This is a genomic window from Pseudomonas zanjanensis (assembly GCF_014268745.2).
Lineage (GTDB): Bacteria > Pseudomonadota > Gammaproteobacteria > Pseudomonadales > Pseudomonadaceae > Aquipseudomonas > Aquipseudomonas zanjanensis.
In genome coordinates this window covers 2,110,913-2,137,177 of record NZ_JABWRB020000001.1, presented here as the reverse complement: position 1 = coordinate 2,137,177, position 26,265 = coordinate 2,110,913, and the positions used below count along the sequence as shown (strand labels likewise).

Annotated in this window: 19 protein-coding genes; 14 read left to right on the top strand and 5 right to left on the bottom strand. The window is 63.0% G+C overall.

The features are described 5' to 3' along the window. Nucleotides 1-71: 71 nt before the first annotated feature. Nucleotides 72-1,409: a cation:proton antiporter gene (locus HU715_RS08935; protein WP_186706780.1), complete on the bottom strand. Its 1,338-nt coding sequence runs from the start codon at nucleotides 1,407-1,409 to the stop codon at nucleotides 72-74. A 321-nt stretch (nucleotides 1,410-1,730) separates the two neighbouring features. On the opposite strand from HU715_RS08935, the gene HU715_RS08930 reads away from it, so the two are divergent. From HU715_RS08930 to HU715_RS08905, 6 genes are all read left to right on the top strand, one after another. Beyond that, nucleotides 1,731-3,116, top strand: a complete 1,386-nt coding sequence (locus tag HU715_RS08930) for an iron-containing redox enzyme family protein (protein ID WP_186706781.1) — start codon at nucleotides 1,731-1,733, stop codon at nucleotides 3,114-3,116. A gap of 10 nt (nucleotides 3,117-3,126) precedes the next feature. Beyond that, a complete protein-coding gene (locus HU715_RS08925) occupies nucleotides 3,127-4,140 on the top strand; it encodes a methyltransferase (RefSeq protein WP_186706783.1) in 1,014 nt (337 codons plus the stop codon). Then, entirely contained in the window at nucleotides 4,112-5,275 is a 1,164-nt protein-coding gene (locus HU715_RS08920; protein WP_186706784.1) for a carboxylate-amine ligase, read from the top strand. The genes HU715_RS08925 and HU715_RS08920 overlap by 29 nt, the downstream gene beginning before the upstream one ends. Further along, the gene (gene ligD / locus HU715_RS08915; RefSeq protein ID WP_186706786.1) at nucleotides 5,272-7,887 is read left to right on the top strand and encodes a DNA ligase D; all 2,616 of its coding nucleotides are present in this window, start codon (nucleotides 5,272-5,274) and stop codon (nucleotides 7,885-7,887) included. The genes HU715_RS08920 and ligD overlap by 4 nt, the downstream gene beginning before the upstream one ends. Before the next feature lie 319 nt (nucleotides 7,888-8,206). Then, entirely contained in the window at nucleotides 8,207-9,733 is a 1,527-nt protein-coding gene (locus HU715_RS08910) for an alpha-amylase family glycosyl hydrolase (protein WP_186706788.1), read from the top strand. A gap of 10 nt (nucleotides 9,734-9,743) precedes the next feature. Beyond that, on the top strand, nucleotides 9,744-11,351 hold the full coding sequence (locus HU715_RS08905; RefSeq protein WP_186706789.1) for an alpha-amylase family protein: 1,608 nt from the start codon (nucleotides 9,744-9,746) through the stop codon (nucleotides 11,349-11,351). On the opposite strand, the gene HU715_RS08900 is transcribed toward HU715_RS08905, so the two are convergent. Together HU715_RS08900 and HU715_RS08895 are read right to left on the bottom strand one after the other, a co-directional pair. Beyond that, a complete protein-coding gene (locus HU715_RS08900; RefSeq protein ID WP_186706791.1) occupies nucleotides 11,340-12,323 on the bottom strand; it encodes an SDR family oxidoreductase in 984 nt (327 codons plus the stop codon). The genes HU715_RS08905 and HU715_RS08900 overlap by 12 nt on opposite strands. Nucleotides 12,324-12,352: 29 nt before the next feature. Continuing rightward, nucleotides 12,353-12,766 (bottom strand): CBS domain-containing protein, encoded by a 414-nt coding sequence (locus HU715_RS08895; protein ID WP_053119301.1) that lies wholly within the window; start codon nucleotides 12,764-12,766, stop codon nucleotides 12,353-12,355. Nucleotides 12,767-13,325: 559 nt separating this feature from the next. On the opposite strand from HU715_RS08895, the gene nirB reads away from it, so the two are divergent. From nirB to HU715_RS08880, 3 genes are all read left to right on the top strand, one after another. Beyond that, nucleotides 13,326-15,887, top strand: coding sequence for a nitrite reductase large subunit NirB (nirB, locus tag HU715_RS08890; protein ID WP_186706793.1), 2,562 nt, complete (start codon nucleotides 13,326-13,328; stop codon nucleotides 15,885-15,887). After that, nucleotides 15,887-16,258, top strand: a complete 372-nt coding sequence (gene nirD, locus HU715_RS08885; RefSeq protein ID WP_186706795.1) for a nitrite reductase small subunit NirD — start codon at nucleotides 15,887-15,889, stop codon at nucleotides 16,256-16,258. The genes nirB and nirD overlap by 1 nt, the downstream gene beginning before the upstream one ends. Nucleotides 16,259-16,431: 173 nt before the next feature. Continuing rightward, nucleotides 16,432-16,872, top strand: coding sequence for a CBS domain-containing protein (locus HU715_RS08880; protein ID WP_018610425.1), 441 nt, complete (start codon nucleotides 16,432-16,434; stop codon nucleotides 16,870-16,872). A gap of 217 nt (nucleotides 16,873-17,089) precedes the next feature. Here HU715_RS08880 and HU715_RS08875 read toward each other — a convergent pair whose 3' ends face one another. Together HU715_RS08875 and HU715_RS08870 are read right to left on the bottom strand one after the other, a co-directional pair. After that, a complete protein-coding gene (locus tag HU715_RS08875) occupies nucleotides 17,090-18,127 on the bottom strand; it encodes an AraC family transcriptional regulator (protein WP_186706796.1) in 1,038 nt (345 codons plus the stop codon). Next, entirely contained in the window at nucleotides 18,124-19,038 is a 915-nt protein-coding gene (locus HU715_RS08870) for a GGDEF domain-containing protein (protein WP_186706798.1), read from the bottom strand. The genes HU715_RS08875 and HU715_RS08870 overlap by 4 nt, the downstream gene beginning before the upstream one ends. A 457-nt stretch (nucleotides 19,039-19,495) precedes the next feature. On the opposite strand from HU715_RS08870, the gene HU715_RS08865 reads away from it, so the two are divergent. The 5 genes from HU715_RS08865 (at nucleotide 19,496) to HU715_RS08845 (ending at nucleotide 26,153) form a co-directional block, all read left to right on the top strand. Next, nucleotides 19,496-22,024 carry a TonB-dependent receptor gene (locus tag HU715_RS08865; protein ID WP_186706800.1) on the top strand — a complete coding sequence of 843 codons (2,529 nt, stop codon included), beginning with the start codon at nucleotides 19,496-19,498 and terminating at the stop codon, nucleotides 22,022-22,024. 171 nt (nucleotides 22,025-22,195) lie between these two features. Next, on the top strand, nucleotides 22,196-24,112 hold the full coding sequence (locus HU715_RS08860) for a phytase (protein WP_186706821.1): 1,917 nt from the start codon (nucleotides 22,196-22,198) through the stop codon (nucleotides 24,110-24,112). Between the two features lie 64 nt (nucleotides 24,113-24,176). Continuing rightward, the gene (gene tolQ, locus HU715_RS08855) at nucleotides 24,177-24,884 is read left to right on the top strand and encodes a protein TolQ (protein ID WP_186706802.1); all 708 of its coding nucleotides are present in this window, start codon (nucleotides 24,177-24,179) and stop codon (nucleotides 24,882-24,884) included. Nucleotides 24,885-24,897: 13 nt separating this feature from the next. Beyond that, nucleotides 24,898-25,344, top strand: a complete 447-nt coding sequence (gene tolR, locus HU715_RS08850) for a protein TolR (protein ID WP_186706804.1) — start codon at nucleotides 24,898-24,900, stop codon at nucleotides 25,342-25,344. Beyond that, the gene (locus HU715_RS08845) at nucleotides 25,341-26,153 is read left to right on the top strand and encodes an energy transducer TonB (RefSeq protein WP_186706805.1); all 813 of its coding nucleotides are present in this window, start codon (nucleotides 25,341-25,343) and stop codon (nucleotides 26,151-26,153) included. The genes tolR and HU715_RS08845 overlap by 4 nt, the downstream gene beginning before the upstream one ends. The last annotated feature ends 112 nt before the right edge of the window (nucleotides 26,154-26,265 follow it).

The following is a 26,265-nucleotide window of genomic DNA, read 5'->3' as shown; positions in this document are numbered from 1 at the left end:
TGGGGCCGCTGCGCAGCCCAGCGGGAGCAAGCTCCCTCGCCACAACAGCGTTCATCTCCTGCCACAGTGGCTCAACCCGAGTGCTTACGGCGCTCATACCACGCCAACGTAGGCTGGGTGCTCAACCCATGGACCAGAATGCTCAAGGCCACCACCGACAGGGTGAGGTTGATGCACAGTTGCGCCACGTCTGGCGGCAGGTCATGGTTCAAGGCGAAAAACAGATAAAACAGGCTGCCGATCCCGCGAATGCCAAACCAGCCGATCAGCAGCCGTTGCGGTCCGTCGAGCAATCGCCGCCAAGGAATCACCAACACACTCAACGGGCGAATCACGACGAACAACAGGGCGCCGATCGCCAAGGCCCGCCAATCCCAATGGTTGGCCAGCACGACCCCCAGCAACGTCACCAAGAACACCTCCATCGACCGTTCCACCAGACTGCCGAACGCCAGCATGTCGCTCATCATGACCCCGGCGGCCAGTTGACCATCGTCCAGCGACTCGGTATCGCCTGCGACGGCTTGCTGGGGATCGACGGTTTCGTGGCCCACCACCGGTTGCACCAGGTGCTCCGCCGGCGGTGCCGTTTCATCGGTGGATTTGACCTCGGCCTGACGCAGCCCCAGCCCGGCGGCGAACACCGAGAGAAAACCGTAGCCCTGGATCCACTCGGCCACGACGTAAGCCAGGGCAATCAGCGCCAGGGCCAGATAGTCGTTGGGCGACAAGGTGCTGTCGGCATTCCTGATGCGCATCGACAAGGTCAACTTGCCGATGCCACGGCCCATCCAGTAGCCGACCAGTAGACCGGCCGGCACGGCCCACAGGACGTTGCGCAGCAGCCATTCACCGAGAAAACCGCTGCCGTCTTCACGCAGCATCAACAGGCCGAGGATCACGAAGGGAAACGCCGTGCCGTCGTTCAGTCCCGCTTCGCCCGACAGGCCGAACCGCACCCGGTCGTCATCCCGGGCGTCGTTGACCTGCACCAACGCCGCCAATACCGGGTCGGTGGGCGCCAGCATCGCGCCGATCAGCATCGACACGCCCCAGCTCAGGCCCAACAGATAGTGCAGCGCCAGGCACAGGCCGGCGATGCACAGGATCATCACCGGCCCGGCCAGCCCATAGGCCACGCGCCAGGTCCGGTCGTTGAGGGGCAGGCGCAACTTGAGGCCGCTGACGAACAGCGAAAACACCACCGCGACTTCCGTGAGGTGTTCCATCCACACCGACGAGTCGCTGATGTCCAGCCTCAGCACGCCCAACCCCAGCGGCCCGATGGCAACGCCTAGCACCAGGCACATCGCCGAGGTGGTGACCGGCATCCAGCGCAGATAAGAGGCCGTCAGGGCCAGGGTCAGCAACACCCCACCGAGCACCGCTACCCATACTGTGAACGTCATCGTTGCTCCTTGGATAACCCGGTGCCGACTAACCCGTGGCGAGGGAGCTTGCTCCCGCTCGAGTGCGAAGCGCTCGCGGCATTGGGGTCGCTTCGCGACCCAGCGGGAGCAAGCTCCCTCGCCACAACAGCGCTCTCGACATCTACAACTGGGTGGTTCTCAGCATTCGAGGGCTGAAGCGAAACGAGGGTTCCCATCATCTACGCATCGCCCCGTTTATCCGCCTGCCGTTCAACCCAATGGAATTTTTCGCCGTTCCCAGCGCTCAGCAACAAAAGAGACGTTCTGATTCAGCGTCCGCCGAGAACCCAAGAGGCCCTTATGACTGCGCTGACACCCCTCCAATCCCGGCCAGCCACCGTGCACCCTGTCTCCCATGGGGGACAGGTGCGCCAATGCTATGAGCGGCTGCTCCAAGGCCCTGACGACGCGGACAAGCAAGCCGTCGCCCAAGCCTTCCTCCAGCAATGCATCGCGAAGGCCGCGGCGCTACCCCAGGAGATGCCGGACGATCCCATGGCGCTGTCGGCCTGGGTCGAGCACCACAGCGCCGGCGTCGCCCGGCAATACGCGGATTACCTGGAACGGCGCAAAAGCGGCGGCCCGCGAGAGTTCTTCAGCAACAAGGCCCACGCCCTGTACTTCCTGCAAGCCGTTGCGCCGACCAAACGGGTGGACGGCGCCTGGCTGTATGGCGTGGTCAGGCATTGGCACGACCACCGTTTCGAAGGGTTGCTGTGCACCTACCTGGAAGAGCTGGGGGACGGTCATCCGTCACAGAACCACGTGGTGCTTTATCGCAAGCTGCTCGCCGAACACGACCTGTGTGACGCCCCGGACATCGACGATGACCTGTATCTGCAAGGGGCCGTGCAACTGGCCCTGGGTTATGCCGGCGACGAGTACCTGCCGGAGGTCATCGGCTACAACCTGGGCTACGAGCAATTGCCCCTGCATCTGCTGATCAGTGCTTATGAGCTGAGCGAGCTGGACATCGATCCGTACTATTTCACCCTCCACGTCACCATCGACAACGCCAGCACCGGCCACGCCCACAAGGCCGTGCAGTCGCTGTTGCAACTGATGCCGATGGAAGCCGACCGGGAGGCCTTCTGGCAGCGAGTCACGCTGGGTTATCGCCTCAATGACCTGGGGCAGGGCAGCCGGGCCATCATCGGCGCGTTCGACCTGGATCGCGAAGTGCTGGACATGCTCGAACGCAAACGCCCGTTCGGCCAGCACATGCACTCCGACTACTGCAAGTTCGAAGGCAAGACCGTCAACCAGTGGCTTTCGGAACCGGGCCAGTTGCAAGGGTTCCTGGCGGCGATGCAGAACAAAGGCTGGATCAAGCGTCATGAAGATCCGCAAAGCAGCCGTTTCTGGACGCTGATCGATGGGCCAGGCGCGGCCATGTTCGGGGTGTTCAGCCCCTACGAAAAACAACTGCTGCACGACTGGATTGCCGGTGACTGGCGGGATGAGGGCGCAAAATCCGCTGCCCGGCGTGGTTCGGGCGCCGTGTGTGAGCCCGTGACACCGATGGACGATCCCGATGTGCAAAGCCTGGAACAGGCGCTGCAAGGCCGCACGCCGGACGAGCAGATGCAGGCCCTGGTGCCCTGGCTTTGTGCCCGCTGCCACAGCCATCCGGCCGGACTGTTGGCGACTCGCCGGTTCATCGAACTCAAATCCGCACTTCGCTAGGGAGCCCTGCATGACTGAGGAAGTACGCCTGTCCGAACCGGACCTTGCGCTGTTACAACTGGGCCGACGCCTGCAAGCCGACGGCTACCGTTTCATCACCCCGACGCCGTTGACCCACGAACGGGTCAACCAGCGGCCCGGCAATGAGCGTTCCAAGACCTTGCGGGACGTGTTCGGCTGGTCGCGGCCGTTTGCGCCGGGGCTGATCAGTGCCGATGAACAGCGGCAACTGCAAGACGCCCAGGTGCTGGAAGCACGCGATGGCTTGCTGTATAGCCGGGTACGCTGGTCGAGCCTGGATGGCTTGCTGTTTGCCCATTCGCAATTTCCCACCCAGGCCAATGATGCGGTGTTTTTCGGCCCTGACAGCTACCGCTTCGCCCAACTGATCCATACTCATCTGCAGCAGAACTTCACCGCCGTGCAGCGCGCCGTGGACATCGGTTGCGGCGCCGGTGTCGGTGCCATCGTGATTGCCCGCGCCCGCCGTGAAGCGCAAGTGCTGGCCGTGGACATCAACCCTCAAGCCCTGCGCCTGTGCGCGGTGAACGCGGCGCTGGCGGAGGTGGCCAACGTCGAGGTCAGCCGCAGCGACGTGCTGCAAGACGTGGTCGGCGACTTCGACCTGATCGTCGCCAACCCGCCGTACATGGCCGATCCCTCCGAGCGCGCCTATCGCCACGGTGGAGGAACATTGGGCGCCGGGCTGTCGCTGCGCATCGTCGAGCAGGCCTTGCCCCGGCTCACACCAGGCGGCTCGCTGGTGCTCTACACCGGCGTGGCGATGGTGGACGGACGCGACCCGTTCCTGGAAGCGCTGGGGCAATGGCGTGACTCAGCGGATTTCGGCTGGACCTACAAGGAATTGGACCCGGACGTGTTCGGTGAGGAATTGCTCACGCCGGGTTATCAGGACGTGGAAAGGATCGCCGTGGTGGCGTTGGTTGTAACCCGCATTGGCGCAGGTCTCGGCGGGGCTATCGGAGGGACTATCGATGAACAGGCGCATGAAGTTCGGCGTTGAAGAGGAGTATTTCATCACTGATTTGCAAACCCGTTGCATGCCGGGTGAACCCCCCGCGCAAGTGATCGCGGCGTGCCAGGCCGAGCTGGGCAAGCATTTCGCCCATGAAATGTTCCAATGCCAGGTGGAGATGGCCTCGCCCATCTTTCGCAGCCTGCCCGAAGCGGCCGATTACCTGGCCCAGGTGCGCAGCGGCCTGACCAAGCGCTTGGCCGAGCATGGCCTGGGCCTGCTCAGCGCGGGCTCGCATCCGATGGCCACCCAGGTGCTGCAGCCCACCGATGAGCTGCATTTCCAGCAATTGTTCGATGACTATCAGCGGGTGGCGCGGCGCAGCGTGCTTTCGGGCCTGCACGTCCACGTGGAAGTGCCCGCGACCCAGGACCGGGTGCGGGTGATGAATGAGATCCTGCCGTGGTTGCCAATGTTCTTGGCCCTGAGCGCGTCGTCGCCATTCTGGAACGGTGGCAACAGTGGTTTCAGCAGCTATCGACAAGTCGCTTGCGATGAATGGCCGCGCATGGGCGTGCCGGAGTATTTCGAAGACGAGTCGGCGTTTGCCGGCTACGTGGACATGCTCATGCGCACCGGTTCCATTCGCCAGGCCAGCGATTGCTGGTGGGTGATACGACCTTCGTCACGTTATCCCACGCTGGAGCTGCGCATTTGCGATGCCTGCCCTCGGGCAGAGGACGTGCTGTGCCTGGTCTCGCTGTTTCGCCTGATGGTGGCCCATGCCGTCACGCTGCGCCGGCCCGGCGCCCACTACAGTCAGATGTCCCAGTGGATCCTCAAGGAAAACCGCTGGCGGGCCAAGCGCCACGGGATTCTCGCGGAGTTTATCGTCGAGGGGCAGGAGCAACCGATGCTGATCGGTGAATGGCTCACCCTGGCGGAGCAGACCTTCGGTGAAACCGCTGCCGAGTTGGGCGTCCAGGACGTGTTCAAGCAGGCCCGCCGGATCGTCCAGGAAGGCTCCAGCGCCGATCGGCAGATCGTGCTCTACGAACAAGGCCTGCTGCTGGGTGATTCGGTCGAACAGGCCTTGAGCCGCGTGGTCGATCAGTTACTCGCGGAAACCGCCGGGATGCCCGTCGCCGATCCTGCGTTGCAGCAAGTGGCAGGTGGTCCATGAGCAGCAAGACCCTGGATGACTACAACCGCATGCGCGATTTCGCCGCCACCCCGGAGCCGGCGGCGAAACGCTCACGAAAATCGGCAAAAAGCGCCCATGCCCTGCAGTTCTGCATTCAAAAGCACGATGCCACGCGGCTGCATTATGACTTCCGGCTGGAACTGGACGGCGCGCTCAAGAGCTGGGCAGTGCCCAAGGGGCCTTCCCTGGATCCAAAGGCCAAGCGCCTGGCCGTGCATGTCGAAGATCATCCGCTGGATTACGCGACGTTCGAGGGCAGCATCCCCGAAGGCCACTACGGCGCCGGTGACGTGATCGTCTGGGACCGGGGCGTCTGGATTCCCCAAGGGGACCCCCACGAGGCCTATGAAAAAGGCCGGCTCAAGTTCGAGCTGCAAGGCGAAAAACTCAGCGGCCTGTGGAACCTGGTGCGTACCCACATGCCCGGCAAGCAGGAGCAATGGTTTCTGATCAAGCATCAGGACTCGGCCGCCCGCCCCGAGAGCGAATACGATGTGGTCCAGGCCGAGCCGGACAGCGTGCTCAGCGATCGCACCATCGTGCCCAAGCGCCGAGGCAAGGCCGCGGCGGCCAAAGCGGTGAAAAAACCGGAAAAAGCCGCCCAGTCGAAATCACCGAAACGCACCTCGAAAACCACCCTCAGCGGCGCAGTCGCCGGGCCGCTGCCGGAAACCCTCAAGCCGGAACTGGCGACGCTGGTGGAAAGTGCGCCTGACGGTGAATGGTTGTATGAGATCAAGTTCGACGGTTACCGGGTCATGGCACGCATCGAGAACGGCGATGTCAGGCTGCTGACCCGCAACGGCCATGACTGGACCCTCAAGTTGCCAAGACAGGCCGAGGCCTTGGCCGCGCTGGGGCTGGAATCGGCCTGGCTCGACGGCGAGATGGTGGTGGCCAACGAGGAGGGCGTGCCGGACTTCCAGGCCCTGCAAAACGCCTTCGAGGCCGGCAGCAGCGGCAAGATCGCCTATTACCTGTTCGACATGCCTTATCTCAATGGCGTGGATCTGCGCAAAGTGCCGGTGCAAGAACGCCGGGCCGCATTGGCCGCGGTACTGGAACCCAACGAAAACCCCTTGCTGCGGTTCTCCGATGCGTTTGAGGAAACCCCCGATGCGCTACTCAACAGCGCCTGCCAGATGAGGATGGAAGGGCTGATCGGCAAGCGCGTCGGCAGTGCCTATGTGTCCAGGCGCAGCAATGACTGGATCAAGCTCAAGTGCAAGAATCGCCAGGAATTCGTGGTGGTGGGCTTCAGCGATCCCAAGGGCGCGCGAAGTGCCTTTGGTGCCTTACTGCTGGGGCTGCACGATGCCGACAGCGGCCAGTTGCGCTACGCCGGCAAGGTCGGCACCGGGTTCAACGAAACCACCCTTAAAAGCATCTACCAGCAACTCTTGCCCCTGGAGACGAAAAAGCCCGCCGTGGTGAATCCGCCCACCGGCTACGAAGCCAAGGGCGTGCACTGGCTCGAACCGACATTGTTGGCCGAGGTGGCTTTTGCCGAAATGACCAAGGAAGGCTCGGTGCGCCATGCGGTTTTCCATGGCTTGCGTGACGACAAGCCGGCCGAGGCCATTACCCAGGAGCTTGCCAAACCCGTGAAGAAAACCACCGCGAAGAAGAAAACCAGCACCCAGGACGCGCCTGAGGCGACGCCGGCCAAGGGCAAGTCGAAGACAAAAGCCAAGGCGCCGGCCATGGATGGCAAAGTTCGTATCACCCACCCGGACCGGGTCATCGACGCCAGCAGCGGCACCACCAAGCGGCAATTGGCCGAGTACTACGCCAGCGTGGCGGAATTCATCCTGCCGGAACTGGAAGATCGCCCGGTGGCCCTGGTCCGGGCACCGGAGGGCATCGCCGGCGAGCTGTTTTTCCAGAAGAACCCCGAGCGCCTGGCGATTCCCGGTATCACCAGCCTGGACAAGGACCTGACCGGGCAACCGGTGATGATCATCAACAATGCCGAAGCGCTGATCGGCGCGGTGCAGATGAGTACGGTGGAACTGCACACTTGGAATGCCACGTCCGTCGACCTGGACAAGCCCGACCGCTTCGTCCTCGACCTTGACCCGGACCCGGCGCTGCCCTGGAAAAGCATGGTCGAGGCGACGCAACTCACGTTAACGGTGCTCGATGAGCTGGGGCTCAAGGCGTTCCTCAAGACCAGCGGCGGCAAGGGCATCCATGTGGTGGTGCCGTTGACGCGCAAGCTGGGTTGGGATGAGGTGAAGGGCTTTAGCCATGCGATTGTCAGTCATATGGCCAAGTTATTGCCGGACCGGTTTTCGGCGGTATCCGGGCCGAAGAACCGGGTAGGGCGGATCTTTATCGATTATCTGCGTAATGGGCTGGGGGCTACCACCATCTGCGCATATGCCGCTCGGACTCGGGAAGGGCTGCCGGTGTCGGTGCCGATTTTTCGAGAGGAGGTGGCTGAGCTCAAGGGGGCCAATCTTTGGAATGTGCACAATGTTCATGAGCGTCTGGCGGAGGTTGGGCACGAGCCTTGGGCTGGGCTCAAGAAGACCCGGCAGAGTATTACGGCGCAGATGCGTCGGCGTATTGGTATGCGCAAGACTTGAGGTTATGTGTTGGTGTGTATATCCGTTTCTTCGGCAACGGCTCCCGGTCGTACACCCATCAGGTCAGTGGGAGCAAAGCTTGCTCGCGAGGCGGCCTTACAGCTGGCCTTGTTCATCGAGTACATATCCACTCCTGCGGTAACGGATATGTCCCAGTCAAAAAAACCGGCACCTGAGTCAACTCCCGTTTCCCTGCCTCCCTCAAGAAAAAACGAACCCCGAACGCTTTATCCGGTTCTTAATCTATGTTCCGCGATAAACGGGGCGTCCGGCGGGGCTGCGGTCTTGCCCACCAAACACTGCGATCAAAGGAGGCGACATGCCCAACTCCTTCCCTTCGCCCTGGTGGAAGAACGCTGTGATCTACCAGGTTTATCCACGTTCCTTTGCCGATGCCAACGGCGACGGCATCGGCGATCTTTCCGGCTTGACCGCACGCCTGGATCATCTGCAACACTTGGGCGTCGATGCGTTGTGGCTGTCCCCGGTCTTTCGTTCCCCCATGTGCGACGCGGGCTACGACATTTGTGACTACACCGATGTCGACCCGCTGTTCGGCACCCTGGCTCACCTGGATGAATTGATCGCCCAAGCCCACGCGCGAGGCCTGAAGGTGTTGCTGGATTTCGTGCCCAACCACACTTCGGACCAACATCCCTGGTTCATCGAGTCGCGCGCAAGCCGCGACAACCCCAGGCGCGACTGGTACATCTGGCGCGACCAGCCAAACAACTGGCGTGCCTCGATCGATGGCGGCAGTGCCTGGACCTGGGACGAAACCAGCCAGCAGTACTACCTGCATTTTTTCCTGCCGCAACAACCCGACCTCAACTGGCACAACCCCGACGTGGTGGCGGCCATGCACCAGGTGTTGCATTTCTGGCTGGAGCGAGGCGTGGACGGGTTCCGTGTCGATGTCGTGCATTGCGTCGGCAAGGACCCGAGCTTTGCCGATGATCCGCGCTGCATGGCCGGTGAAACCATGGTCAAGATCAACGACCAGCCGTACAGCCATGAAGTGTTGCGCGGTTTGCGCCGGTTGGTGGACAGCTACCCCGGCGAGCGGGTGTTGATCGGCGAGGTGAACATTCGCTCCACGGCCCAGGTGGCGGCCTATTACGGTGCCAGTGACGAACTGCACATGTCGTTCAATTTCCCGCCTTTGGACGCCCCCTGGGACCCGGTGGTGTTCCGCATGTGCATACGCGAGGTGGAAAACGATCTTGGCCCGTTGCAGGCCTGGCCAACCTGGGTGCTGTCCAATCACGACAATAGCCGACACCGCAGCCGCTACGGCGGTTCGCTGCGCCGGGCCCAAGCCGCTGCGGTCCTGCTGCTGACGCTGCGCGGCACGCCGTTTATCTATCAAGGCGAAGAGCTGGGTCTGGAAGACACCGTGGTCACGGCCCAGACCCGCGTCGACCCGGGCGGCCGGGATGGCAGCCGGGCGCCGTTGCCCTGGACCGTCCAGGCGCCCCATGGCTGGGCCGGGGCCGCGCCGTGGTTGCCCTTTGCGCCACAAGCCGACGTGTTGGCCGTTGAGGCGCAGGAACGAACAGCCGATTCCACCCTGGCGCTGTACCGGCGCCTGCTGGCCTGTCGTCGCGCCAGCCTGGCGTTGCGCCTGGGCGCCTGGGAAGAACTGCCATCGCACCCACAAGTGCTGGCCTATCGTCGTCACTGTGAGGGCGATGAGCGGCTGGTCTGCATCAACTTCGCCGACAGCGAACATACGTTCCCCCTGGCCGACGCCTGGCAGGTCGAAATCGCCAGCGACGGGGCGGGCGAAGGTCAAGTATTCAGTGGCCGACTGGCTGCCGAGCAGGCCGTGATCCTGTGCCGATGAGGAGTGACCGATGAAAGCCAACTGGCACCGAAAGACCCTGATTTACCAGATCGATCCGTCCTTGTTTTCCGACAGCAATGGCGACGGCCGCGGCGACCTGAAGGGCATCATCCAGCGCTTGGATTATCTGAAGGCACTGGGCGTTGGCGCTCTCTGGCTGATGCCGGTCTACCGCTCGCCATTCAAGGATGCGGGTTATGACGTCAGCGATTTCATGGCCCTGGACCCACGCTTCGGCAGCGAAGAAGACCTGCGCCAGTTGATTGTCCAGGCTGGGGAGCGCGGCATGCGCGTCATCCTTGAACTGGTGGCGCAACACACCAGCGACCAACATCCCTGGTTCCAGAGGGCGCGGCGCGACAAGGACAGCGTCTACCGGGATTATTACGTGTGGTCCGACATGCCGGTGGACGACGGCAACCAACCGATCTTTCCGTCGGTGGAAGACAGCATCTGGCAATGGGACGAACAAGCCGGGCAGTACTACCGCCATCTGTTCTATCGCCATGAGCCGGACCTCAACCTGGCGAACCCGCGGGTGGTCGAGGAAATCGAGCGCATCATGGTCCACTGGCTCGAGCTCGGCATCGCCGGTTTTCGCCTGGATGCCGCTTCGCATCTGGTGGAACAGGCCGGTGGCGAAGATGAAGAGCAGGGCGTCTGGGTACTGGACCGGCTGTTCAAATGCATGACTGCCATCAATCCTGAAGGCGTGTTGCTGGGGGAGGTGGACGTCGAACCGGAGCGCTACCGCCATTATTTCGGGAACGGCGAGCGCTTGGGACTGGTGCTGGATTTCTGGGTCAACAATCATCTGTTCCTGGCGCTGGCCCGCGGCCAGGCCGAACCTTTGCAGCGCGCGATCACCCGGCGTCCCGCACCGCCGGACGGTGCCAGCTATGCGGTGTGGCTGCGCAATCATGACGAACTTGACCTGGAGCGCTTGAGCGCTGCGGAACGTGAGGAAGTGATGCAAGTCTTCGCCCCGGACCCGGACATGCGCCTGTATGGCCGGGGCATTCGCCGACGCCTGGCGCCGATGCTGGACGGCGATGTGCGCCATCAGGCGCTGGCCCAGGCGCTATTGCTGTCGCTGCCCGGCACGCCCATCGTGCGTTACGGTGAGGAAATCGGCATGGGCGACGATTTGTCCCGTCCCGAGCGGCTCTCGGTGCGCACGCCCATGCAGTGGAGCAGCCAGGCCAACGCTGGCTTCTCATCGGCCCAACGCCTCGTCGCTCCGGTGATCGATCAAGGCGCCTTCGCCTACACCCAGCTCAATGTCGAGGACCAGCTGAATGCCCCGGAATCGTTGTTGGGCCGGGTGCGGCCATTGCTGTTGGCCCGTGCCGGCCTGCCCGAAGTAGGCGACGGCGAAGCCAGGCTGCTGACGGTCGATCACCCGGCGGTTTTCGCCGTGGCCCATGTGGGCGAGGCCACCTCGGTGATGTTGGCCAACCTGAGCAACGACACGCTGACCGTGAAGCTGGACGGCCTGGATTTGCAAGGCTTCAAGGAAATCATTTCGGACAGCCAATACCCGGCCGCCTTGGATCGGCAACTGACCTTGAATGGCTATGGCTATCGTTGGTGGCGCCGCACCGGATCAGAACAATAACAACACCACCGCCAGCACTCCACCGGTTGCCAGCAACAGCGCCGACACTTGGGTGGAACTGAGGGCCAGCGCCGTATCCCGCGAACGACCGGAGAACCGCCCACGGGTGCGGTGCAGGGACTCCTGCGATTCGAACAGATTGTCCGGCCGTTGGCTGTTGTCATCTTCGTCGGTCATTTGTCCGGCATAGGCGCTGCGAGCCATCAGGCGGTCCAACAGCCCCGGCAACAGGCAAGTGCCGACGATGGCCTTCACGGAGGCGGCGCCGAGCCACAGCTCCCGGGGTGTGCGCTTGACCACGCTGAAAATCGCCCGGGCGGCCACATCCGGATCGTGAATCGGCGGCACCGGCTGCACGCGCTTGCTCAACTTGTTGCGTGCCCAATCGAACTGCGGTGTGTTGATCGCCGGCAGTTGCACCATGCACACCCGGATGTCGCTGTGGTCGTGGAGCAGTTCGCTGCGCAGTGAATCGGTGAAGCCCCGCACCGCGAACTTGGCCGCGCAGTACGCTGCTTGCAGTGGAATGGCGCGGTAGGCCAGCGCGGAGCCGACCTGGATGATCACGCCGCGATTACGCGGGGCCATGAGTTCCAGCGCCGCCAGGGTGCCGTGCACGGTGCCCAGGTAGGTCACGTCCGTAACCCGGTGGATCTCCTCGGCACTCAGTTGGCGAATGGGAGAGAACACAGTGACCATCGCGCAATTGACCCAGACGCCGATCGGGCCGAGTTCTCGCTCCATTCGCTGGGCGGCGTCGGCTACCGCCTGGGCATCGGCCACGTCGACGCTGATTGTCAGGCAGGTCGCCCCCAATTGCGTCAACTCTTCTGCCGTGGCCGCCAGCGCCTGTTCGCCCCGGGCCAGCAGCCCGACCCGGTAGCCGGCGACGGCAAACCGATGCGCCGTGGCGCGGCCGACGCCGGCGGTGGAACCACAGATCACCACGACAGGTGGGCTTTGTTCCTCCATGGCGCTCGCTCCGCAGTTCCTTGGCTGAATCAGTGAGGTCGCGCAACGCCACGCAGCAGGTTGGCGCTGAGCTTGTCGGCATTGCAGCTGGCGACATTGGCCAGCGAGACCATGCCCACCAGGCGCTTGTCGCGATTGACCACCGGCAGGCGGCGTTTTTCGATCTGGGCCATGTTCTTGGCCACATGGTCGATCTCTTCGTCGTCGAAGCAGTAGCGCACCTCATCGCTCATGATCCGGCTGACGGGCGTGTCCAGGTCCATGCCGTCGGCCATGGCCCGGACCACCAGGTCGCGGTCGGTGATCATCCCGGCCATGCGGTCGTCCTGGTTGATGATCAAGGCGCCGATGTCGGCTTGGCGCATGATCTGCGCCACTTCGCTCAGGGGGGTATCGGGGGAGATCGTGCGTACTTCCCGACTCATGATTTCATTGATTTTCATGGTGGAATCTCCTTTCTCTCGGGTTTGACAGCGAGCTATGGCCCGGGCGTCGTGAGTGGCTTTACGGCGACCGGACGGGCTCCTCACTTATTGTGAAAATCGGGGTTGGCGATGGTTCAGGATTTTTGCTGGAGGGGTTGAAAGGCTGCACTTTTATGAAGCCGCAGGCGGGGTGATCGCACCATCGCAAGGCAGTTGGCGGTGCTTGCGCAGCGGAGGCGGGCGCCGGTTGGTTTGCGGTGACTGAGCTGGCGTCTTCGCGGGCAGGCCCGCTCCCACAGGGGATTAGCGGTGAATGCGCGACCGTGAATAGGGGCTGGACGAGGTTTGGCACGCTCGCTGCAAGAGGCTATCCAGGCCCGCCGCGAACACAGTCGAGTGGGCAGCCCCGTCGGTCAACGAAGATCGAGTGCCAACAGGTCGGGGGATAACGGTAGGTCGGGGCGCAGTCGCCGGGCCGATACCGCACAGAACAGGCAAAGACGCCTGGAACCGCAAGGTTTCAGGCGTCTTTTTTTTTGCTTTCAAAATCGTGATGGGCTTTTGTCGGGTGCTTTTTATGAATTCCAACGTTGCTTCTCTGAACAAGCTGCAAACGCTGATCGTGATCGGCAATGGCATGGTCGGCCATCACTGCGTCGAACAATTGATCGAGCGCGGTGCCCTCAATCATTACCGCGTGCATGTGTTCAGCGAAGAGCCGATGCGTGCCTATGACCGCGTGCATCTGTCCGAGTATTTCTCCGGGCGTGATGCCGAGTCCCTGGCCTTGGGCGAAGCGTCGTTGTACCAGACCCCCGGCGTCACGTTGCACCTGGGTGTACCGGTGCTGGAAATCGACCGCCAGGCCCGTGAAGTCGTGACAGCCGGCGAGCGTGTCAGCTACGACAAGCTGGTGCTCGCGACCGGTTCCTATCCCTTCGTGCCGCCGATCCAGGGCGCTGAAGGCGATTCGTGCCTGGTCTATCGCACCCTGGAAGACTTGGACGCGATCCGCGCCGCCGCCAGCAATGCCCGCCGTGGCGTGGTGGTGGGGGGTGGTTTGCTGGGCCTGGAAGCGGCCAACGCCCTCAAGACCCTCGGCCTGGAAGCCCATGTGGTGGAATTCGCCCCACGGCTGATGCCGGTGCAGTTGGATCCGCAGGGTGGCTTGGCCCTCAAGGCGCGCATCGAAAGCCTGGGCGTCGGCGTGCATCTGTCCAAGGGCACCCAGTCCATCAGTGCCGGTGAGCAGTACCGTTATCGGATGAGTTTCGGTGACGACGATTTCCTGGAAACCGACCTTGTCGTGTTCTCTGCCGGTATCCGCGCCCAGGATGCCCTGGCTCGCCAGAGCGACCTGCAGATCGGCCCACGCGGTGGCGTGGTGATCGACGATCATTGCCAGAGCAGCGATCCGGACATCTACGCCATCGGCGAATGCGCGGCCTGGAACGGGAGCATTTTCGGCCTGGTCGCCCCCGGCTACCAGATGGCCCGCAATGTCGCGGCCACGCTGTGCGGCGCAAGCGCTGAAGCCTTCACCGGTGCCGACATGTCCACCAAGCTCAAGTTGCTCGGTGTGGACGTTGGCTCCATCGGCGATGCCCATGGCAACACGCCGGGTTCGCGCAGCTTCCAATTCATCGATGAAACCAGCGCCAGCTACCGGCGCCTGGTGGTGGACGCCGCCGGCAAGCGCGTGATCGGCGCAGTGCTGGTGGGTGACAACAGCTACTACGACACCTTGCTGCAATACATGCAGAACGGCATCGTCTTGCCCAAGGATGCCGCCAGCCTGATCCTGCCATCGTCCGAGGGCGCTCCGACCCTGGGCCCGGCGGCACTACCCGAAACCGCGACCATTTGCTCGTGCCACAACGTCACCAAGGGCTCGATCTGCTCGGCCATCGACGGCGGTTGCACGGATCTTGGCCAGCTCAAATGCGACACCAAGGCCGGCACCGGTTGCGGTGGCTGCGCGGCGCTGGTCAAGCAGGTGTTCGAGCATGAATTGATTGCCCGTGGCGTCAGCGTCGACAAGAGCCTCTGCGAGCATTTCGCCTACACCCGCCAGGAGCTGTATGCGCTGGTGCGGGTGGAAGGCATCATCAGTTTCGAAGAATTGTTGGCCAAGCACGGCCGTGGCCACACCGGCTGCGACCTGTGCAAACCGGCGGTGGGCTCGATCCTGGCGTCGTGCTGGAACCAGCCGATCATGGACCCGTCCCTGGTGCCGTTGCAGGACACCAACGACACCTTCATGGCGAACATGCAGAAAAACGGCACCTACTCAGTGGTACCGCGCATCGCAGGCGGGGAGATCACCGCTGACAAACTGATCGCCATCGGTGTGGTCGCCAAGAAATACGACCTCTACACCAAGATCACCGGCGGCCAGCGCATCGACCTGTTCGGCGCCCAGTTGCACCAGTTGCCGGACATCTGGTCCGAGCTGATCGAAGCCGGCTTCGAAACCGGTCACGCCTACGGCAAATCCACGCGCACGGTGAAATCCTGCGTGGGCAGCACCTGGTGCCGCTATGGCGTGCAAGACAGCGTGCAAATGGCGCTGACCCTCGAAGACCGCTACAAAGGCCTGCGCTCGCCGCACAAACTCAAGTTCGCGGTGTCCGGTTGCACCCGCGAGTGTGCCGAGGCCCAGAGCAAGGACGTCGGCGTGATCGCCACGGAGAAGGGCTGGAACCTCTACGTGGCCGGCAACGGCGGCATGCGTCCACGCCATGCCGAGCTGTTCGCCACGGACCTGGACGACGCCACGCTGATCCGCTACATCGACCGCTTCCTGATGTTCTACATCCGCACCGCCGACAAACTGCAACGCACATCGGTCTGGCGCGAAAGCCTGGAGGGCGGCCTGGACTACCTCAAGGACGTCATCATCCACGACAGCCTGGGCCTGGGCGCCGAGCTCGAAGCGCAGATGCAACGGGTGGTCGACCGCTACGAATGCGAATGGGCCAATGCCCTGAAGGACCCGGAGAAGCTCAAGCGTTTCCGCACCTTCGTCAACGACAAGCGCGGCGATCCGGATGTTCATTTCGTCCGCGAGCGCGGCCAGCGTCGGCCAGTGCATGCCCATGAACTCCACCTGATTCCCGTTACCGAGGAGGTGCTCTGATGAGCCAGTCAAATGTCGTTCGTATCGCTCAAGAATCCCTGCAATGGCGCGCCCTGTGCAGCCGCGAGGATCTCGTGCCCAACTCCGGCGTGGTCGCCTGGCACGATGGCAGCCAAGTGGCGTTGCTCTATCTGCCGGAGCATGAGGACAAGCCGCTGTACGCCATCGACAACCGCGACCCAAAGTCCGGCGCGAACGTCATCGGCCGCGGACTGTTGGGCAGCATCAAGGGTGACCTGGTGATTGCCTCGCCGATGTACAAGCAGCATTTCCGTCTGGAAGACGGTCATTGCCTGGAATACCCGGAACAAAGCCTGCGGGTGTGGCCGGTGCGGCTCAACGGTGATGTGGTGGAGATTGGCGAAGACTGATCCGTGCCATGGTTGCTGTTGTGGTGCTCTAGCAGTGCTCTTGTGGCGAGGGAGCTTGCTCCCGCTGGACCGCACAGCGGTCCCAAAATCTTGCGGTCGCTGCGCAACCGAGCGGGAGCAAGCTCCCTCGCCACGAACAGTGGGTCACTTCTTATTGAAATGGGGGATGAACAATGAAAACCGCCGCCCAACTGGTCCGGCTCAAGAGCGTGCAGAACCAGCAGGTCCACAGCATCGCCCCCGAGCAGACGGTGCTCGAAGCCCTGCAAATCATGGCCGAGAAAAATGTCGGCGCATTACCCGTGATCGAGGACGGCCAGGTGGTAGGGGTGTTCAGCGAGCGGGACTATGCACGCAAGATGGTGCTCAAGGGACGCTCATCGGTGGGCACGACCGTGCGCACCATCATGAGCGCCCCGGTGATCACCGCCGACAGCCAGCAGAGCATCGACCGCTGCATGGAAGTCATGACCGACAGCCATTTGCGGCACCTGCCGGTGCTGGATAACGGGCAGTTGATCGGCCTGTTGTCCATCGGCGACCTGGTGAAAGAGGCGATTGTCGAGCAGGCGGATTTGATCCGACAGTTGGAGCATTACATTCGCGGGCATTGAACCCCATTTATTGCCGACGAGCACAGCTGTTGTGGCGAGGGAGCTTGCTCCCGCTCGGTTGCGCAGCGACCGCAAGATTTTGGGACCGCTGCGCGCTGGAGCGCCAGCCCGGTCCAGCGGGAGCAAGCTCCCTCGCCACAACAGCAGTTCACCGCAAGCCTACTTGCATCCACCCCAATCCAGTGTGGGAGCGAGCTCGCTCGCGATGAGGCCCCCTTCAGCCCAACATCAGCAATTGCCGGATCAGATTCGGCGTACTGCCAGTCCAGCGCTTGAACGAGCGACGAAAGTTCGCCGTGTCGTTGAAGCGCAGGTACTGCGCCACTTCCTCGTTGCTGAACCCCTTGACTTGATACAGATACAAGGCCACATGGGTGTGCACCCGGTCCACCTGTTGCTGGAACCCGGTGTGGTGCTTGTGCAATTTGCGCTTGAGGGTCGCGGGGCTCATGGCGAAGGCCTGGGCGGTCTGTTCCAGGCTTGGCGTCTGCTGCACATGGGCGTGCAGGTAGTCGTAGAGGCAATCCAGGAAACTTGAGGCGAAACCCAGTTGATCGAGCTGGTCCCGGGCTTCGATCCGCGCCACCTGGCCGGCGGTGGCCGAGACGTTGGGCCAGGGCTGGGCAAGGCAGTGGCGGGGCAGGCGCATCAGGTCCAGCGGGCGGTCGAATTGGGTGTGCTCACCCAGGTGCACCCAATATTGTTCGACGTAACGCGGCTCGCCGTGGCGAAAACTGCACTGCCAGGGCAAGCGTTCGCCGCTGAGCCAGGCGCTCATCGCCACCATCGAGGTCATGCTCGCTTCCAGCACGAAGCGCCATTGTTCGTCGGCACCGCAGCTGTCCAGCCAATGGACATAGGCGTAGTGCTCGTCCAGTAGCAGCCGAGGGGCCGCCAACGGGCTGAGCAGCGCCTGTTGGTCGATCAGGGTCTGCAGGGCCTGATGCAAGTTCTGCGCGTGACGCAAGGCGTGGCTTGCGGGGCCGTAATGCCCCGGCAACAGCCGCTGGCCAAACAGGAAGCTGCTGTCGCTGGCATCCAGCAGGCGTCGGCTATTGTCGATCAGGCCGAGGAACTGCTGCGGGCTGATGCGGCTCTGTCCGGCGAGGATATCGTCGTGAAACAACCCGGTGCCGCGCAGCAGGCGATGGCTGTCGATGTCCCGCGACAGTGCCAGGTCAATCAGCGCCGCAGGTTGATAGTGTCCCGGAATGAAGCGGCTGTCGGTTTCGTACCAGCAGGTCTTGAGCGTCATGCGCTTTTCGCCAACGTAGTCCGGGACTGGGCGAGCGCCAGGTTCAGGCGTTTGAGCAAGGCGTCGGGGGATTCGTCGAACGCCATCACCACCGCTGTGCTGGCGGCCAGTTGGAGCCGCTCGCCGTGTTGTCGGGTCTTGTGAGCCAGGCTGCGCACCGCGATTTCCAGTTCCAGGGCCAGGCGTCGGGCCTGGCTTTCGCCAGTGTCGGGCAGCAGCACCACGAAGCGATCACCGGCCAGGCGGCACAGCAGGTCCTGGCGGCGCAGGTTCAAGACCAGTAACTGACTGATCGCCTGCAATACCGCATCGCCTTCGCCGTGGCCGAAACGCTGGTTGATAGCGGTGAAGTTATCCAGGTCCAAGGCCAGCAGCGACAGCGGTTGTTGGCGACGGCGGCTGTCCTCCAGGCTGGCGGACAGCTCATGCTTGAGAAAGTCAGCGCCACCCAACGGGGTGAGCTTGTCGAACAGACGGTGCTCACGGAACAGTCGCTCGCGCTTCTCCATCTGACCATTGATTGCCAATTGTTCGCGGTGCCAGTGGTAGATGCCGAGGGTCAGCAGGATCATGCCCAGCGGCATCGGTCCGGATTCGAGCCAGTGATCCCAGGTGATGCTATCGGGCAGGCGGATGAATTCGTCGAGACTGTCGATCCACCAGGAAAAGAAGATGCAGCCCAGACCCAGGACCAGGTAATTGGTGACCCGGCCGGCGGGGCGGCTTTTGAGTACCAACCCCAGCCAGACCAGCGCCAGCAGCGCCGAGCCACCTTCACCGAGGATGTCCAGCCAGACCCATTCGGCGATGGGTTTGAGTTCGCCGCTGGCCAAGTGCAGGAGCAACCCGAAGTTGGCCGCCAGCAGGAGCAGGGCGAGTTTGAAACGGTGCGGGCGGAGCACGGAGAACATGGCCGGAATCCTTTGCCAGAAGCGGAATGCGGCCCAGCACAGCAGATGAATGTGACAGTGCGGTGACGGCGAGTGATGGGGTGGGGGAGGTCGAATCAGCTCATCGGTTATCCGGTTTTTTTTGCCGCAATCCTTGTGGCGAGGGAGCTTGCTCCCGCTGGGGTGCGAAGCACCCCTCCAAAAAACCAAGCGCCACGATACTTACAGGCACGCCGCATCGTCCGATTTGCGGCTGCTGCGCAGCCGAGCGGGAGCAAGCTCCCTCGCCACGAGGAACACACCCGTCGTAAAAGAGGGTCGTATCAGCTCATTGTGTGCCACGAATCCACTCAAAACCTACCCGCTTGGCTTCTGCGGCCCCTGCCTGTCACAGAACCGTCATTCCCCACCCCTAGCGTGCCCTCCCAGTTGCCGGGCCATTGCCTGGCGGATTTCCGGATTCCTGGGGAGGATCACCATGTATCACCGCACAAGCACTGCCGGGCTCGTCGGTTTCACCATCACCGCGTTGGCCATGGCGATTGCCAGTGAGCGACTGAGCGCCGCGGAGCAGGCGGCCGGTGCCACGGAACACGTTGAAGTGGTCGGCCAGGCGGCCAGTATCGACCAGGCCCTCAAGGAGCAGCGCAGCGCCGACAGCATCAAGAGCGTGGTGCACGCCGACGGCGTGGCGCAATTGCCCGATGAAAACGTCGCCGAAGCGGTGCAGCGCCTGCCCGGTGTCAGCGTCGAGCGCGACCAGGGCGAAGGCCGGTTTGTCAGCGTGCGCGGCCTCGGGCCGGACCTCAACAGCGTGACCATCAACGGCACCCTGGTACCGGCGCCGGAAAGCGAGCGTCGCGCCGTTGCCCTGGACGTGTTGCCCTCGGAGCTGGTGCAGTCGTTGTCGGTGATCAAGACCCTGACGCCGGACATGGACGCCAACTCCCTGGGCGGTACGGTGGACGTCAAGAGCCTCTCGGCCTTCGATCACAAGGGCCTGTTCTATACCGGCAGCGGCGAAGCCAGCTACGACAAGAACACCGGCCAGACCAGCCCGAAATTTTCCGGCGCCATCAGCGACCGTTTCAGTCTTGGCGATGGCATCGACAACTTCGGCGTGGCCGCGGCACTGAGTTGGCAGAAACGTGACTTCGGCTCGGACAACGTCGAAACCGGCGGCGCCTGGGACTTCGAACAAGGCTCACGCCTCGAAGAGTTCGAACAGCGCGACTACGACATCCGTCGCGAGCGGGCCGGCGGCGGCTTGAACTTCGATTACAAGCCCGATGACGTCAGCAGCTATTACCTGCGCACGCTCTACAGTCGCTACAAGGACAGCGAAACCCGCAACGCCACCAGCATCGCTTTCGAAGACCCGCAGGCCGCCGGTGAACTGGGCGACGCCGAGGGCCAGCGCAGGCTCAAGCAACGGGAAGAAACCCAGGAAATCCAATCCTACGTGCTCGGTGGCGAGCGGATGTTCGGTCTGTGGACCCTGAGCGGCCAGGGTGGCTACAGCCAATCCAGCGAAGACAGCCCAGGCCACATTGCCGGTGCCACCTTCGAAGGTGTCGATGGTTTCAACGGCGGTTTCCATGACAACGACAAGCCACGGCCGATCATAGGCGCAGGCTTTTACAATCCGGCCAACTTCAGCCTCGACAAGGTGGACTGGGAAGAGCAAAAAACCACCGACACCGAGAAAAACCTGCGCCTGGACCTGGCCCGGGACTATGACCTCGGGGGGTATGCCTCCCAGGTCAAGTTCGGCGGCAAAGTCAGCCGGCGGGACAAGGACAACGACCTCGATGCCTGGGTCTACGAGGACTTCGACGACCTGGGTTTCACCGACGAGCAACTAAACCTTGGGCAGTTCCAGAAAGGCAACGTGGATTACCGCCTCGGGCGCTTCGGCCCGGGCATCAGCGCCGATGCCATCAAGCAGTTGTTGGGCGGCCTCAATCGCGATGACTTTTTTGACGAGCAAGAGTCGCGTGTCAACGACTTCAAGATGAGCGAGGACATCAACGCCGGCTACCTGATGAACACCGTCGACATCGATGACTGGCGTTTCATCGCCGGCATGCGCTACGAAGGCACCGAGTTCGAAGCCAAGGGCACCGGCGCCACCGACGGGGTATTTACCGATACCGAGACCCGACGCAAGTACCACCACTGGCTGCCGGGCCTGCATGCACGCTACCAACTGGACAAGAACACCCAGGTGCGTGCGGCGTGGACCAAATCCGTGGTGCGTCCGACCTTCGGGCAACTGGCGCCGGGTTTTGTCATCGATGATGACGAGGCCACTTTCGGCAACCCGGACCTCAAGCCGCTGGAATCGAGCAACCTGGACCTGGGCATCGAGCACTTCATGGGCCACGCCGGCACGGTCTCGGCCTTTGTGTTCTACAAGGACATCAAGAACTTCGTCTACAACACCGACCTGGCCGGCACTGGCGCCTGGACTGATTTCGCCGAGGCCCACAGTTACGCCAATGGCGACAGCGCCAAGCTGTATGGCCTGGAATTGGCCTACTCGCAAAAATTCGATTGGCTGCCGGCACCCTGGAACGGCCTGCTGCTCGGCGCCAACACCACCTTCAGCCGTTCAGATGCCGAGATCGAGGGTTTCGACCAGGCCAGTGGCACCCAGCGCAAGCGCAGCATCGACTTGCCGAACCAATCGGACACGGTCGGCAACCTGATGTTGGGTTGGGAAAACGACAAGCTGAGCCTGCGGCTGTCGGCCAACTACAAGTCCGCGTACCTGTTCGAGCTGGCATCCATCAGCGACCGCGACCATGACCTGCACGTCGACGCCCAGACCTTCGTCGATTTCAGCGCGCGTTATTCGCTGACCAAGAACCTGCAAGTCAGCCTCGAGGCCCAGAACCTCACCGACGAATCGTATTTCGTCTACACCGGCCACCGCTCCTACAACGGCCAGTACGAAGAGTACGGCCCGACGTACAAGCTGGGGCTGACGTTTACCCATTTCTGACCACCGATGCCAATCCCTGTGGCGAGGGAGCTTGCTCCCGCTTGGGTGCGTAGCGCCCACAAGAAAGGTCTGCTGCGCAGCCCAGCGGGAGCAAGCTCCCTCGCCACAGAAAATGGCGAACCTGCGATTTCTGAGTTCGGCCCAACGACAAGGATTTTCCCGTTGAACACGATGTTGTCTTTACCCAAGCACTGCCTGCTGACAATGCTGATCAGCCTGGCATCGGTCACCGCCCTGGCCGCTTCCCCAGCGCCCAAGCTGAAGCTGCAACCCTGGCCCCAAGCCCAGCAACTGTCGCTCAATGCCCTGGGATTCTTGCCCGGCGCTGCAACGACCGAGCGGCTGGCCAGTGCCCGCGAAGGCTTGTTCTTGCTCGATGACCAAGGTCGCGAATTGACGCGCCTGAAAGGCGCCTTCGACGGCATCGACAGCCGTGCGCTTGGCGCGAACGTGCTGGTGGCCAGCCTCGACAGCACGCGCCAGCAAGCGTTGGTCGTCAGCCTCGATCCACACAACCGCCAGTGGGGTACGCCGTTGTACCTGCCCACGCGGGACTTCCCGGTAAACGGTCTGTGCCTGTACCGCGACGAAGCGAGCAACCTGTTTGTGTTCCTGGTGGGTGAGGAGGGCAAGGGTGAGCAATGGCTGGTGGGCGCTGGCGAGCAACTGGGCGCGACAGCCCAACGGGTGCGTGGCGTGCCGCTGCCGCCGGATGCGAAGACCTGCCAGGTGCAGGACGACAGCCAGCAATTGTTCGTCAACGAAGAACGGGGCGGCTGGTGGGCCTACCCGGCATCCTCCGAAGCCGAGACCGTGCGGTTGCCGGTGGCGATGCGTGCGCCGTTCGGTGATATCCAGCAGGCGGCCGGCGCCCTGGCCGTAGTGTCCGGCGGTGTAATGGGCCTTGACCCCAACGCCGCGCAGTTGCATCTGTATCAGCAGGACGGTGAACGCTGGGCACCACGCGCCAAGCTGTCGTTACCAGGCCTGAAGGAGCCGGAAAGCCTTGCGGCACGCCGGACGAAAACCGGTATCGAAGTGCTGCTGCGCGACGATGACGACGGACACCTGTACCAAGGTGAACTCGGCTGGCAACCCAGCCCCGCGCCGTTGGCGCCGGTCCTGCCGAGTGTCGCCGCCATCGCCCAGAGTGAACCGGTGGCCCGTCAGGGGGATGCCGCGGATGACCCGGCGATCTGGATACATCCGACTACGCCCGGGTTGAGCCGGGTATTGGGCACCAACAAGAAGCAAGGCCTGCTGGCCTACGACCTGCAAGGCAAGTTGCTGCAGGAGCTGCCGGTCGGGCGCCTGAACAACGTCGATGTGCGGCCTGGCTTCAAGCTGGGCACGCAAACCGTCGACCTGGCGGTGGCCAGCAACCGTGATCGCAACAGCTTGAGCCTGTTCAGCATCGACCGTGCCAGCGGCGAGTTGCGTGAAGCGGGGGAGATTGCGACGTCCTTGAAGGAAATCTACGGCATCTGCCTGTTCCAACCGGCCGAAGGTGAACTGTATGCCTTCGCCAACGGCAAGGACGGGCGCTTCGAGCAGTACCGCCTCAGCGCGCCGGACGGCGTAGTGCGCGGTCAGTTGGTGCGCCAGTTCAGCGTCGCCAGCCAGCCCGAAGGGTGCGTGGCCGATGAGCAGCGCCAGCGCTTGTTTCTGGGTGAGGAGGACGTGGGCGTCTGGACAGTGGATGCCCGGGCCGAACAGCCGGCCACGTTGAACAGTGTGATCAAGGTCGGCCCGCCGTTGCACGCCGACGTCGAAGGCATGGCCTTGTATCAGGCCGAGGGCCACGACTACCTGGTGATCTCCAGCCAGGGCAACGACAGCTACCTGGTGCTCGATGCCGAGCCGCCCTTCGCCGTGCGCGGCGCCTTCCGAGTCGGCCTGAACGCGGCCGCAGGGATTGATGGCGCCTCGGAAACCGATGGCTTGGAAGTGACCTCGGCGAACCTCGGCGGGCCGTGGAGCCAGGGGATGCTGGTGGTCCAGGACGGCCGCAAGCGCATGCCCGAGCAGACCCAGAACTTCAAGTTCGTGCCCTGGGCCGACGTCGCGAAAGCGCTGGGCCTGCCTTGAGCGACGTTGTCATCAACCGGTCACGAACATTTCATCGAATAACCGCCGGACAGGAGTTTCAACCATGCAAGCCACTTTGGAACACATGACGATCTGGGGCCTGATCAGTGACGCGAGTCTGCTGGTCAAGGCGGTCATGCTCACGTTGCTGCTGGCCTCGTTATTGAGCTGGTACCTGATTATCCAGCGCAGCGCCGTGCTGCAGCGCTACGAGCGTCAGCTTAACGGTTTCATGCAGCGTTTTCGCGGCGCACAGGACCTGTTGCCCTTGTACCGGGAACACGCACAAGTGCGCGAAGAAGCCGGTGGCGTCACGCCGATTTTCCAGGCGGGTTTGCTGGCTTTCACTCAGCTCAACCAGCCTTCCAGCACGCCCGAGGTGGTGCTGGAAGGCGTCGAGCGCTCGCTGCAGGTGGCGATCAGCGAACAAGAAGTCCACTTGGAGAAGGGGCTGCAGTTTCTTGCCACCGTCGGCTCGGTCAGTCCTTACATCGGCTTGTTCGGCACGGTATGGGGGATCATGAATGCGTTTATCGGCCTGTCCCAAGTGCAGCAGGCCAGTCTCTCCACGGTGGCTCCGGGCATCGCCGAGGCGTTGATCGCAACGGCCATCGGCTTGTTCGCCGCGATCCCGGCGGTGATTGCCTATAACCGTTTCGCGGCCCGTGGCCAGACGCTGCTGACCCGTTACTACGCGTTTGGCAACGAGCTGCAGGCGCGTCTGCACCGCAAGCTGCACGGTGCCCCGGCGAACATGGCCGCGGCCGCTTGAAAGGAGAGGGCAAATGCTCGTCAAGCCACAACGAAAGCACGGCCCCAAGGCCGAAATGAACGTGGTGCCGTACATCGACGTGATGTTGGTACTGCTGGTGATTTTCATGGTCACCGCGCCGATGCTGACCCAGGGTGTGAAGATCGAACTGCCCAAGGTCGCCAGCGAAGCGTTGGCCACCGACAGTCGCCAGCAAATCCTCACCCTGTCGGTCAAGGCCGAGGGCGGTTACTACTGGAACCTGGGCGGTGAACTGGACACCCACCACCAGACCGACAGCGCCGTAGACCTGGAGCAGATGCGCGCCAAGGTGGCGCAGGTCGTGGCCGAGCGCAGCGATACCCAGGTGTACATCCGTGCCGACGAGCATGCCGATTACGGCCGGGTCGTCGCGGCCATGGCCGCGTTGCAGCAGGGCGGCGTGAGCAACCTGGGACTGGTGACCGAGGCGCCGCAATGACGGCGATGATCATGCACAGTCCTTCCTTGAGTGTGCCTGCGCTGGGTCGCAGCTTCTGGAAAAACAGCCTGGCGGCAGGACTCGCCGTGGCTTTACATGCCGCGATAATCGGGTCGTTGGTGTTGGGATGGCGCGTGGAGAAGCCCGCCGCCGAAACGCCGCGGGTGCTGCGCACGCAACTGGTGATGCTGCCGACGGCAGCGGTACCCGAAGCGCCCGTATCGGCGGCTGTGACCCCTGTTGCACCCGCCGCGGTCGAATCTGTCCCGCCACCCATGGATGCGCCGCGCCCTGTCCCGACCAAGCCAGTGGCTGATCCGCGAGTCCAGGCGCAGAAGCTGGAACAGTCGAAACTGGCCCGCAAACGGGTCGAGGAGCAAAGGCGCGAGCAACAGGCCCAGCAGCGCGAACGCCAGGAAAGCGAACGACGCAGGCAAGACGCCGAGCGGCAGGCTGCCGAACAGCAGCACCAGGCCCGGCAAGCGCAGGAGCTTGCCCAACAACGCCACGCTGAGCAGGCGCGCCAGGCCGCCGCCGACAGCCGCAGCTACCAACCGCTGAGCAAGCAAGCCCCGGATTATCCGCAACGCGCCCTGGACAAGGGCCTGGAGGGCGATTGCACGGTGGAATACAGCGTGATGCCGGACGGGCGGATCGACAGCCCCAAGGTCATCGACGGTTGCCATCCATTGTTCATCCGACCGTCCCTGGCCGCTGCCCAGGGGTTTCGTTATCAGCCACGAATCATCGATGGCAAGGCGGTGAAGGTGCCAGCGGTGCGCAATACGTTTCACTACCGGATCAAGTAAGCGCCGTATCTCGACATCGGCCAAGAGCACCCCTGTGGCGAGGGAGCTTGCTCCCGCTCGGTTGCGCAGCGACCGCAAGACTTTGGGACCGCTGCGCGCTGGAGCGCCAGCC